11 protein-coding genes and 1 pseudogene are annotated in these 12,692 nt (G+C 35.9%); all 12 read left to right on the top strand.

Going from position 1 to position 12,692, the window contains the following annotated elements:
* Positions 1–12: 12 nt before the first annotated feature.
* Positions 13–1,725: pseudogene (locus AB1282_RS06915) on the top strand (DHA2 family efflux MFS transporter permease subunit); the annotation flags it as partial.
* A gap of 454 nt (positions 1,726–2,179) precedes the next feature.
* A complete protein-coding gene (locus AB1282_RS06920) occupies positions 2,180–2,548 on the top strand; it encodes an NADH-quinone oxidoreductase subunit A (RefSeq protein ID WP_056469320.1) in 369 nt (122 codons plus the stop codon).
* On the top strand, positions 2,539–3,057 hold the full coding sequence (locus tag AB1282_RS06925; RefSeq protein ID WP_056469321.1) for a NuoB/complex I 20 kDa subunit family protein: 519 nt from the start codon (positions 2,539–2,541) through the stop codon (positions 3,055–3,057). Before AB1282_RS06920 ends, AB1282_RS06925 begins: the two co-directional genes overlap by 10 nt.
* Positions 3,054–4,388 (top strand): NADH-quinone oxidoreductase subunit C, encoded by a 1,335-nt coding sequence (locus AB1282_RS06930; RefSeq protein WP_429898752.1) that lies wholly within the window; start codon positions 3,054–3,056, stop codon positions 4,386–4,388. The genes AB1282_RS06925 and AB1282_RS06930 overlap by 4 nt, the downstream gene beginning before the upstream one ends.
* Positions 4,389–4,396: 8 nt before the next feature.
* Positions 4,397–5,497 (top strand): NADH-quinone oxidoreductase subunit D, encoded by a 1,101-nt coding sequence (locus AB1282_RS06935; RefSeq protein ID WP_056469327.1) that lies wholly within the window; start codon positions 4,397–4,399, stop codon positions 5,495–5,497.
* On the top strand, positions 5,497–6,498 hold the full coding sequence (nuoH, locus tag AB1282_RS06940) for an NADH-quinone oxidoreductase subunit NuoH (RefSeq protein ID WP_056469331.1): 1,002 nt from the start codon (positions 5,497–5,499) through the stop codon (positions 6,496–6,498). Before AB1282_RS06935 ends, nuoH begins: the two co-directional genes overlap by 1 nt.
* Before the next feature lie 31 nt (positions 6,499–6,529).
* Positions 6,530–6,949: an NADH-quinone oxidoreductase subunit NuoI gene (gene nuoI, locus AB1282_RS06945; RefSeq protein ID WP_025568978.1), complete on the top strand. Its 420-nt coding sequence runs from the start codon at positions 6,530–6,532 to the stop codon at positions 6,947–6,949.
* Positions 6,946–7,464 (top strand): NADH-quinone oxidoreductase subunit J, encoded by a 519-nt coding sequence (locus AB1282_RS06950; RefSeq protein WP_056469334.1) that lies wholly within the window; start codon positions 6,946–6,948, stop codon positions 7,462–7,464. The genes nuoI and AB1282_RS06950 overlap by 4 nt, the downstream gene beginning before the upstream one ends.
* Positions 7,461–7,775, top strand: a complete 315-nt coding sequence (nuoK, locus tag AB1282_RS06955) for an NADH-quinone oxidoreductase subunit NuoK (protein WP_025568976.1) — start codon at positions 7,461–7,463, stop codon at positions 7,773–7,775. The genes AB1282_RS06950 and nuoK overlap by 4 nt, the downstream gene beginning before the upstream one ends.
* Before the next feature lie 17 nt (positions 7,776–7,792).
* Complete coding sequence (gene nuoL, locus AB1282_RS06960; protein ID WP_429898753.1) at positions 7,793–9,649, top strand: NADH-quinone oxidoreductase subunit L; 1,857 nt, start codon at positions 7,793–7,795, stop codon at positions 9,647–9,649.
* On the top strand, positions 9,646–11,154 hold the full coding sequence (locus AB1282_RS06965) for a complex I subunit 4 family protein (protein WP_429898754.1): 1,509 nt from the start codon (positions 9,646–9,648) through the stop codon (positions 11,152–11,154). Before nuoL ends, AB1282_RS06965 begins: the two co-directional genes overlap by 4 nt.
* Before the next feature lie 3 nt (positions 11,155–11,157).
* Entirely contained in the window at positions 11,158–12,654 is a 1,497-nt protein-coding gene (nuoN, locus tag AB1282_RS06970) for an NADH-quinone oxidoreductase subunit NuoN (RefSeq protein ID WP_390310815.1), read from the top strand.
* Positions 12,655–12,692 lie beyond the last annotated feature (38 nt).

Genomic DNA, 12,692 nt, shown 5'->3' on the forward strand with positions numbered 1-12,692 from the left:
GGAGGAATTTCTATGTCTACAGGAATGATCATAGCATATGGAGGGTTTTGCTTAATTGTTTTCTTTATTATTAATCGAATTGTATTAAGGAATAAAGAAAATGACCTAAAAATAGATAAAAGAGATGAAATGGTCCAATCTGAAGAACCAAATAAAATAGAAAAAACTGAAGAAACTCAAAAGAAATCAATTCCATCTGAGTCAAGTGAAAAACAGAGCTTTAGCATGGGAAAAGTTTTGACAGTACTATTACTAGGTATGTTCATATCGATTTTAAATCAGACGTTAATAAATGTTGCTTTACCGAAGTTAATGGCAGATTTTAATGTAACAACTTCGACTGCACAATGGTTATCTACTGGTTTTATGTTAGTGAACGGTATTTTAATTCCAGTCAGTGCTTATTTAGTTGATACATTTACGTATCGTAAATTATTTATCTTTTCGATGATTGCTTTTACGATTGGTTCAATTATTTGTGCTTTATCAGGTAACTTCCCAATTATGATGGTAGGTCGTGTAGTTCAAGCTGTCGGAGCTGGTATTTTAATGCCACTTGGTATGAATATCTTTATGACGATCTTCCCACCTGAAAAACGTGGTGCAGCAATGGGATTAATGGGGATCGCAATGATTCTAGCGCCAGCTATTGGCCCTACAATAACTGGTTATGTAGTTCAAGATTATTCTTGGCATTTCTTATTTTACGGAATGGCTGTGTTAGGTGTCATTTCAATCATTTTGTCTAACGCTTGGTTTCATATATCACGTAAACGTTCATTCCCAACATTAGATATTTGGGGAGTAATCAGTTCGTCACTTGGATTCGGAAGTTTATTATATGGATTCAGTGAAGCCGGTAATAAAGGTTGGGGTAGCACTGAAGTAGTTCTTTCTTTGGTAATTGCATGTATCAGTTTAGGTTTATTTGTGTGGAGAGAATTAACTGCTAAACAACCGTTAATAAATTTAAAAGTATTTAAATCTTTTTCATTTACTTACACATTATTAATTAACTTAATCGTTACAACAGCATTATATGGGGGGATGATTTTACTACCTCTTTATTTACAAAACATTCGTGGGTTTACACCAATTAGAGCAGGATTATTATTACTTCCTGGTTCATTGATAATGGGTGCGCTCGGACCACTTACGGGTAAATTGTTTGATAAATATGGTATCCGTCCTTTAGCTATTTTTGGTTTACTTATTATGACTTATACAACTTATGAGTTCACTAAGTTGTCTATTGATACACCATATTTAAAAATTATGTTTTTCTATACTTTACGTTCATTCGGTATGTCATTTATTATGATGCCAATTATGACGGCTGGTTTAAATAAATTGCCTGTTAAGATGATTTCTCACGGTACTGCAACACAAAATACACTACGACAAGTTGCAGGTTCGGTCGGTACAGCGGTGCTCGTTACAATTATGACGACTCAAACGACAAATCATTTGGCTGACTTTTCAAATGAAGTGACTTCAACGAATTCTTTCATTATGGATTGGGTTCATCAAACAGGCGCACAGTTAGCCGCTGCAGCTGGAGTAACACCTTCCCAAGGCGGAGCTTTAGCAGTTACAACGCTTTATAGTCAGGCGTCTAAATTAGCATCTATCAATGGAATCAATGATGCATTTATTTTTGCAACTGTATTATCAGGTATCGCATTAGTGCTTTCATTCTTTATGGGAAGTACAAAGAGCAGAAAGGTTGCACAACCTAAATCTAAATCTAAAAATCAAAATAAGCAGCAATCTTCAGAAACGATTGCATCTTAAAAATGAACCAGTTCATGTATTGAACTGGTTTTTTTTTCGACAATTATCACTATATTTTAACTTGTGGGAATTGTGAATAACTTTCTGTGGATTTGTGGATAACTCTTATACTAATATAAAGTTATAGTTAGTGATTACAATGATCAAAATATTAGAATTTTATTAGAACGACATACATATAAGATAAATAAAGAATAATGGAATTTATTTTCCAACTATATCATTCAATTTTCAGATTAATGGCAATAAATATCGACACGTTTTTGTCACATTTGTTATAATGGATACGATTACAAAACTGAATAGTAAAAATTAATGAAAAATACATTATATTTATAATAAGTATATAATGTAGAGCTCTGTAGTTAGAGGAGGGACAAGTTTCGTGAATGCTTATTTAAATAATTATGTGATCGTAGTTGTGTTTCTAGTTATAGGAATTGCGCTTCCAGTTGTCGCACTCTCGGTAATAGGTAAAATTTTAAGACCGAATGTACCAACTGAAGCAAAAGCAACGACCTATGAAAGTGGTATTGAACCATTTCATGATGCGAAGGTTCGTTTCCACGCTGGATATTACATTTTTGCACTATTATTCGTTATTTTCGATGTTGAAACTGTTTTCTTATATCCGTGGGCGGTTGCATATGATCAATTAGGCCTTTTTGCTTTTGTAGAGATGATTATTTTTATTCTTATGCTACTACTTGGACTTATTTATGCTTGGAAGAAGAAGGTGTTGAAATGGTTATGAAGTTAGATGGAATTTCTGTTGCTGAAATGGAAGAACTCCAAAAGAATATTTTTTTCACGACTTTGGAAGAAGTGAAGGCATGGGCAAGAAGTAACTCGTTATGGCCATTAACATTCGGGTTAGCTTGTTGTGCAATTGAAATGATGGGTGTAGGTTCATCTCATTATGACTTAGACCGATTTGGATCATTTTTCCGTACTTCTCCTCGTCAATCTGACTGTATGATTGTTTCTGGAACTGTTACGAAAAAGATGGCGCCGATTGTTAAACGCTTATATGATCAAATGCCTGAACCAAAATGGGTAATTGCGATGGGCTCATGTGCAACTGCTGGTGGACCATATGTTAACTCGTATGCAGTTGTTAAAGGAGTGGACCAGATCGTTCCTGTAGATGTGTATATCCCTGGATGTCCTCCGAATCCAGCAGCATTAATTTATGGAATTAACAAATTGAAAGAGAAAATTCGTTACGAAGCTAAAACTGGAAAGCAGGTGACGAATAAGTGAGTGAAGATAAGTCAAAAGAACAGTTAAAGAAAGAAGCAGCCGAGAAGGCAAAAGAAGCAGCTCGACGTAAGATGGAACAGTTGAAGGCTGAAAAGGAAGCTGCAAAAAATACTGAAGTTCAAAAAGAAGAAGTTCCTGTAGTTGAGGAACCAACTGTTGAAAATGAAGTTAAACAAGAGGAACCAGCTTCAGAAGATGAAAAAGCGAAAGCACTTGCACTGGCTAAAGCAAAAGCAGTAGCAGCAGCGAAGGCAAAGGCGGCAGCAATCGCAAAACAAAAAGCTGCTGAAGCTAGCGAACAAGCTGAAGCAGAAGAGCCAGAGCCGACTTCTGATGATGATAAAGCAAAGGCCTTAGCAGCGGCGAAGGCAAAAGCAGTAGCGGCAGCAAAAGCAAAGGCAGCAGCAATTGCGAAACAAAAAGCAGCGGAAGCGGGCGAACAGGCTGAAGCAGAAGAGCCAGAGGTGACTTCAGACGATGATAAGGCAAAGGCCTTAGCAGCGGCGAAGGCAAAAGCAGTAGCGGCAGCAAAAGCAAAGGCAGCGGCATTAGCGAAGCAAAAAGCATCAGAGGGTGGAGAAGCTCCGGTAGATGGTGCAGATGATGAAAAAGCGAAAGCACTTGCAGCAGCAAAGGCAAAAGCAGTAGCGGCAGCAAAAGCAAAGGCAGCGGCATTGGCGAAACAAAAAGCAGCAGGTGGAGAAGACACTGCAACTGCTGGATCGGACGATGAAGCGGCAAAAGCAAAAGCGAAGGCCATTGCAAAAGCGAAGGCAAAAGCAGCAGCAGCAGCAAAAGCGAAAGGTAAAACAGATGGTGGTAAAGAGGCTCCAATTGAAGAAGTGAAAGCTTCTCATAACCAACCATTATTAGATGAGGTAAAGGCATTAATTGAAAAAGAGTTTGGAGCGGAAGTTTTTGAGGAAGCAATTATTAATACGCTATCTAAACATGATCCAACTTTTACAATTAAAAGAGATGCTTATTTTAAGGTAGCACAGTTCTTAAAGAATAATGAACAGCTACAATTTACTTATTTATCTGGATTACATGGAACTGATTTTGTAGAGTACATGGAAGTTTACTCTTACATATATTCATATAAACGTAAACATGGAATCGCTTTAAAAGTAAGAGCAGACCGTGAACAACCTATAGTTGATAGTATTACTCCAATTTGGGAAGGTGCAAACTGGCCAGAGCGTGAGACTTACGACTTACTTGGAATTCAGTTTGAAGGACATCCAAAGTTAGAGCGTATATTACTGCCAGATAATTGGGTTGGCTATCCACTAAGAAAAGATTACGTTCAATTTGACGAGGGGGTGTAGGATAAGCCATGATTCGTACGGAAGAAATGCTATTAAATGTCGGACCTCAGCATCCAAGTACACACGGTGTATTTCGTCTTGTGTTAAAGATTGATGGAGAGATCATTAAAGAGGCGACACCTGTCATCGGTTATCTACACCGTGGTACAGAGAAAATCGCTGAAAATCTTCAATATACACAGATTATTCCATATACAGATCGTATGGATTATCTATCAGCAATGACCAATAACTATGTTATCTGCCATGCTGTTGAAACAATGATGGATATTAAAGTTCCAGAACGCGCGGAGTATTTACGCGTTATTTCAATGGAATTAGGGCGCGTTGCTAGTCACTTAGTTTGGTGGGGTACAAACCTTCTAGATATTGGAGCAGTGAGTCCATTCCTTTATGCTTTCCGTGAGCGTGAAATGATTATCAATCTATTAAATGAGCTTTGTGGAGCGAGGTTGACTTTTAACTACATGCGTGTAGGTGGGGTTAAGTGGGATGCTCCTGAAGGTTGGATTGAAAAAGTAAAAGAATTTATTCCTTATATGAGAGAGCAATTAAAAGGATATCACGATTTAGTTTCTGGTAATGAAATCTTTATTAATCGTGTAAAAGGTATTGGTGCATATTCACAAGAAGATGCAATTAATTTTTCATTAAGTGGTGCAAATCTTCGTTGTACTGGTGTTAAATATGATCTACGAAAAGATGCTCCTTATTCTATTTACGATCGCTTTGATTTTGATGTACCAGTAGGGACAGTTGGCGATGCATGGGATCGTTATATGTGCAGAATGCTAGAAATTGAAGAGTCATTAAAGATTTTAGAACAAGCTGTTGAACAATTCCCTGCTGAAGGTGATATTTTAGCAAAAGTTCCTAAAATCATCAAAGCTCCTAAAGGTGAAGGATACGTTAGAATCGAGTCACCACGTGGAGAAATCGGTTGCTATATTGCAAGTGATGGAAAAAAAGAGCCGTATCGTTTGAAATTTAGACGACCATCGTTTTATAACCTGCAAATTCTTCCAAAGTTATTAAAAGGCGAAAACATCGCGAACTTAATTACTATTTTAGGTGGTATTGATATTGTACTTGGGGAGGTAGACGGATAATGATAGAAAATCTTCTACAAAGTACACCGTCTTGGATAAATTTTCTCATCTATTTAGGATTAGGCGTTATTTTTCTATTTGTAGTTTTAGGTTTCGTTACGTTTGGAATCCTATCAGAACGTAAAGTAATGGGTTTCATGCAAGGTCGTATTGGACCTAACCAAGTTGGTGGACGTTATGGTTTACTTCAAACTGTTGCTGACGTATTAAAACTACTTTTAAAAGAAGATACAATTCCAAAAGCGGCAGATAAACCATTATTTATACTTGCACCGATCATTGCATTTGCACCAGCGTTTATGGTATTAGCAACTCTACCTTTTACAGATAACTTACAGTTTGCTGATATTGGTGTTGGATTACTTTACTATATTGCTGTTTCAGGATTAACAACAGTTGGTGTTGTTACAGCGGGTTGGGCTTCAAATAACAAGTACTCACTTATTGGTGGTATGCGTGCTGCAGCACAGATGATTTCATACGAAATTCCGTTAGTAATGAGCGTATTAGGTGTTATTTTATTAACTGGAAGCTTAAATTTAAATGATATTGTTAATGCACAAGGGAATGTATGGTTCATTGTAACTCAGCCGATTGCTTTTATCGTTTTCTTAATCGCAGCCGTAGCAGAATTAAACCGTACACCTTTTGACTTACCTGAGGCTGAGTCAGAACTAGTAGCAGGTTATCATACAGAGTTTTCAGGATTCCGTTGGGCATTCTTTATGCTTTCAGAGTATGTTTACTTTTTTGCAATGTGTTCGTTAATTACGATTCTATTTTTAGGCGGATGGAAACCAATTGCGGGTCTAGACTTTATTCCTGGAGCTGTTTGGTTCTCTTTAAAATTTAGTGTAATTTTATATTTATTAATTTGGTTCCGTGTAACATTCCCACGTTTACGTGCTGATCAATTAATGGAGTTCGGTTGGAAAGTATTGTTACCAGTTTCATTAGCTAATATTTTAATAACTGCATTAGTAAAAAGCTTGTTCTTCTAAACAAATAGACCAATCTAAAGGGGTGTGAGTCATGATTGGGTTAGTAAAAGGTTTAAAATATACTCTTCAAAATTTAACGCGCGAGAAAGTGACGTATGATTATCCAAATCAGCCGATTCCGTTACCAGATCGTTTTCGTGGAATTCAAAAGTTTTATCCAGAAAAATGTATTGTTTGTAATCAGTGTTCAGCAATCTGTCCAACAGACTGTATTACATTAACTGGGAAAAAACATCCTGATCCTACGAAAAAAGGAAAAATTATCGACACATATGATATTAATTTCGAGATTTGTATTTTATGTGATTTATGTACAGAAGTTTGTCCAACAGAAGCGATTATTATGACTAATAACTTTGAACTTGCTGAATATTCACGTGATGAATTATTTAAAGACCTTCAATGGCTTGATGAAAATGATCAAAACATTCGAAAGGAGAATAAAGCATGAGTGGTTTTGTAGTTGCTTTCTTTCTTCTTTCTTTATCAGCCATTTTAGGTGGCGTAATGATGTTAAACTCAACGAAAGTTATGCATATGATGCTTTCACTTGTTTTAACATTCATTAGTATTGCAGGGATTTATGTCCTACTATCAGCTGAATTCGTAGCTGTTGTTCAAATTCTTATTTATTCCGGTGCAGTAACAATCTTAATGATTTTTGGAATCATGTTAACGAAACATGATATTGAAAGTGAAAAGCCAAAAAGAAATTGGAGAAACATTGCTGCATTTATCGGTATTGTTGCATTTGGAGTCGTTATGTTTTTAGGTGTAAATGGACTTTCAATTGATGCACCAGATGTTGATTTAGCAACAAATAATACGAAGAATATCGGATTACAATTATTTACAAATCATATCGTGCCATTTGAAGTAATGTCCGTATTATTACTAATTGCTTTAGTAGGTGCGATCATATTAGCAAAATCAGATGATTCAAAAGAGGAGGGTACGAAGGAATGAGTTCAGTTCCAATTAATGCTTATCTTCTTTTAGCGCTAATTTTATTTTGTATCGGATTATATGGTGCATTAACAAAACGAAACACAGTAATCGTTTTAATTTGTATTGAGTTAATGTTAAATGCCGCAAATATTAATTTAGTGGCATTTAGTAAACTTGGTGTAGCACCGTCGTTAACAGGACAAATTTTTTCATTATTTACGATTTCAGTTGCAGCTGCTGAAGCTGCAGTGGGCGTGGCAATTTTAATTGCATGGTATCGTCATCGTCAGACAGTCAATATTGATGAAGCTGATTCATTGAAAAGATAAATAGGAGGTGGAATTTGATGATGCAGTATGCTTGGCTTGTTCCGGTACTTCCGCTAATTTCCTTTCTAATCCTAATATTAGCTGGTACAAGAGGAAAGAAAGGTAGTGGGATTTTAGGAGCAACTTTAACAGGAATCTCATTCATCATCTCCTTGTTCGTCTTATTTGACCGTCTACAAGGGGATACAGTGCAGAAATTATACACTTGGTTAACAATTGGAAATATCGATATTCACGTTGGATATGTAGTAAATGCACTAAATTCGTTAATGCTAGTAATCGTTACGTTCGTTAGTACATTAGTACATATTTATTCAACAGCATATATGGAAGAGGATGACCGAATTACAGTGTTCTTCGCATATTTAGGCTTATTTACATTTGCGATGTTAGCACTTGTCATTTCACCTAGCATTCTACAACTTTATGTATTCTGGGAGTTAGTAGGTTTAGGTTCATTTTTACTTGTTGGTTTCTACTTTTATAAAGAGGAAGCAAAAGCAGCGGCTAAAAAAGCGTTCATTATGACTAGAATAGGGGACGTTGGTTTATTTATCGGGATGGTACTTTTATTTTGGAAAACAAAGAGCTTTGATTTCGATCAAATTTTCAATGTAATCCAAGGTGGACATGTGAGTACCGGTATGTTAACTCTTATTGCGATCTTGATTTTCGTAGGAGCAATGGGTAAATCAGGTCAGTTCCCACTTCACACATGGCTTCCTGATGCGATGGAAGGTCCAACACCTGTTTCAGCATTAATTCACGCAGCAACAATGGTAGCAGCCGGTGTTTACTTAGTAGCAACGACTTATCCAATCTTTATTGCAAGTGGAACTGCTTTAACTGTAGTTGCGATTGTCGGAGGATTTACTGCGATCTTTGCAGCAAGTATTGGTCTTGTGCAAAGAGATATTAAACGAGTACTAGCATACTCTACGGTCAGTCAATTGGGCTATATGATGCTTTCATTAGGTGTAGGTGGTTATACAGCAAGTATTTTCCACTTAACTACTCATGCATTTTTTAAAGCATTGTTATTCTTAGCTGCAGGTAGTGTTATTCATGCCGTACACACTCAAGACATCTTTAAAATGGGTGGATTACGTCAGAAAATGAAATGGACATCTACACTATTTTTAATTGGTACATTAGCTATTACAGGTGTACCATTACTATCTGGTTTCTTTAGTAAAGATGAGATTTTAGCTGCAACTTGGGAAAACGGAAATTACGTTTTATTCGTAGTTGCTTTAACTGCGGCATTCTTTACTTCATTCTATATGTTCCGATTATTTTTCTTGGTTTTCACTGGAGAAGAAAAGACAAAAGGTGCGCACGAGTCACCGATGTCAATGGTTCTTCCAATGTCATTATTAGGGATCCTTGCTATCTTTGCAGGTTATATTAATTCACCATTCTTTGGTCGTCACTTAAATGATTTTTTATTAGACGGAGCTCCATTTACAATTGCTGAGCATAGTCATGAGCCGGTTTGGATTATGATCGTAGCAACACTTGTTTCTTTAGCTGGAATTACGCTTGCTTACAATATGTATGGCAGAAAAGTGAAACAAACTAAACAAGAAGAAAATGGATTATTCTATGAAATTCTTCTTAATAAATACTATATTGACGAAATATATAACGGTTCAATCGTAAAAGGTATGTTTGCAATCGGGCATGTAATGTTTGCAATTGAGCGTTTTGTCATTGAAGGGCTTGCAGTTCTAGTAAAAGGAATTGTAAGTACTATCGGTGGAATTGGTTCAAGGCTTCAAAGTGGCCAAGTCCAAACTTATGGATTTATTACATTACTTGGTCTTGCGCTAATCTTATTAGCAATCATTGTGACAGGGGGGTACAACTTATGATGTCTCATTTCTTATTATGGGTTGTTTTCTCACCTTTATTGGGATTATTACTAGTTTCTTTTGCTCCAAAGAATTCTTATAAGCTTTGGGCATTATTGACTTCGGTTTTATCATTTGCGGTTACTATACTAGCTTATATAGCAGGTCAGAATCATTCTAGTTTAAAAGGTTGGAATATTTCATATGATTGGTTTTCATTTGGAAAATTTTTCGCTGGATCAACTAGATTGTTTCAAGTTAAGTTTGAACTTGGAGTAGACGGTCTATCATTAGTGATGATTTTACTTACTGGTATTATCTCATTGATTGCTGTAATAGCAGGTTACTCTATTAATAAAGGTTCAAAAGGCTTCTATCAACTATTATTTATTTTACAAGTAGGTATGTTCGGTGTATTTGCAGCTCAGAACTTAGTGTTATTCTTCTTATTCTTTGAATTAACACTAATTCCAATGTTCTTCTTAATTGGTAAATGGGGCCGATTTGATAGTGAACGTGCTGGATACCAATTCTTAATTTATAACGGATTAGGATCTGCATTCTTATTATTTGTTATTGCTGTCCTATTTGCTCGCACAGGCACAACAAATTATGAAGTTTTAGCTAACATCATTCCAGCGGGACAACAAACAGTTAGTCCAATTTCAGAGCATTTAAAAATGGTTCTATTAATTTGTTTATTAATTGCATTTGCAATCAAACTACCATTATTCCCGTTCCATCGATGGATGGTGAATGTTCATACACAAGCAAATCCTGCTGTAGTGATCATTCATGCTGGTATCCTATTAAAAATTGGAACTTACGGTTTAATTCGTTTTGCTTTAGGTATTTTCCCAGAGCAATTTGAAAAAATGTCGGTAGCTCTTGCGATTATCGGTGTAATTAATTTACTTTACGGAGCTTATATTGCTTTAATTCAAAAAGAGTTACGTTCTGTATTGGCATATTCAAGTTTCTCCCACATGGGAATTGTTATTATTGGATTAGCAGCAATGAATAGCGCTGGAATTCAAGGAGCGATTTTACAATCAGTATCTCACGGTTTAATTGCAGCACTTCTATTTTTAATAGTTGGAATGTTAGAAAACCGAGGTGATACTACTAGCTTTGACCGTATTTCTGGTCTTTCAAAATCAACTCCAAGACTAGCCGGCTTACTACTTTTTGGCGGTATGGCATCATTAGGTTTACCAGGTCTATCAGGGTTCGTAGGGGAATGGTTATCATTTGTTGGCCTTTTCCAATCTCATAAAGCAATTGCAACTGTCGGTACGTTAGGAATCATCTTAACTGCAGCTTATATTTTAAGAGCGATTTTACAATTAAGCTTCGGTAAAAGTAGTGAATTTATTTCATCATTCACTGATTTATCAAAACGCGAAGCAATCGCTTCAGTTATTTTAGTATTTGCGATTGTTCTGCTTGGTGTATACCCAGCTTTCGTAAATGATATGATTGTGTCATCAGTGGATTTTATCATTCAAGGGATTAGAGGTGTATAGAAGATGACTTGGAAAGCATTATCTGAATTTCAATGGGGAACAATGGGTCCTGAGATCATTCTAGTAGTTGCTGCGCTTCTTCTATTAACTCTTGAACTCTTATTACCTAAAAATGCGAGTCGTAAAATAGTCGGTTGGATTGGCTTGTTAAGTGTAGTTGGATCGCTTGTATGGTTAATCACACTTCACTCACATAAACCAATAAGTCTATTAGCGGGATCGTTTAAATTTGATTCGTTTGGGTTTTTATTTAAACTGATTTTATTAATTGGAGCAATCTTAGTTTTATTACTTGCACTAGGAGATAAATCAATCGCAGAACGCTCAGAATACTACACATTGTTTATTACAGCGTTAATTGGAACAATGTATATGGCTTCAAGTAGCGATTTAATTACCTTATTTGTTGGATTAGAGCTACTTTCGATTTCATCTTATATTCTAGTTGGAATTCAAAAGAGAAGAGAGGGCTCTTCTGAGGCAGCACTTAAGTATGTAATTAACGGCGGTATTTCAACTGCAATCACACTATTCGGATTAAGCTATACTTATGGCTTAACAGGTACAACAAACATTACTGAAATGAATTTGGCACTTCAACAAGGAATACCAAGCAGTAATGGGTTTCTAATGATCCTAGCATTTGTACTAGTATTTGTTGGATTATCATTTAAACTAGCATCTGTTCCGTTCCATATGTGGGCTCCAGATGTATATGAAGGTGCTCCAACACCTGTAACAGCATTCTTAGCAACAGTTTCAAAAACAGGTGGGTTTATTATCGTACTTCGCATCTTCTTAGCAATTTTCACTGGTGCATTATTGATGAAGGAACAAAAATCTGTATTCGAAGTAATGCAACCAGTTGTTGCAACATTGGCTGCGTTATCGATGATTATAGGTAATACAATTGCTTTAAAACAAAACAGTCTAAAGCGCATACTTGCATACTCAGGGATTGCACACGGAGGTTATGTTCTAGTTGCATTTGTAAGTATTTCACCATTCATGTTTGAGGGGATCTGGTTCTATTTATTAGCTTATACATTCATGACAATCGGTATTTTAACAATTGTCTATAATGTACAACAACAAAGGGGATCTGATTCATTATCATCATTTGCAGGACTAATTAAAACGAATCCATTTTTAGCGATTACAATGACAATATTTGTTTTATCGCTAGCGGGTATTCCATTAACGGCAGGGTTTATAGGAAAGTTAAATATTTTCTTGGGAGCCTTTGTCCAAGTTAAAGGATATTATGTATTAGGTGGAATTCTACTTTTAACTACAGTAGTATCTTATTTTTACTATTTCGGCATCCTTCAAAATATTTTCTTTAGAAGTGGTGAAGAGCGTAAAATTGTACTTCCTAAGACACATCTATTCGTTGTATTGGTTTGTGCTGTCATAACAATTCTATTAGGTATTAAACCGTCTTTAGCATTAGATGTATTTCATAAGCTAGACATTGTGAAAGACTTCTTTATGGCGTAAAATATATTTAAATTAAAAGTGTAGGATGATTCCTACAC

Source organism: Gottfriedia sp. S16(2024) (genome assembly GCF_050473765.1).
Classification (GTDB): Bacteria; Bacillota; Bacilli; order Bacillales; family Bacillaceae_G; genus Gottfriedia.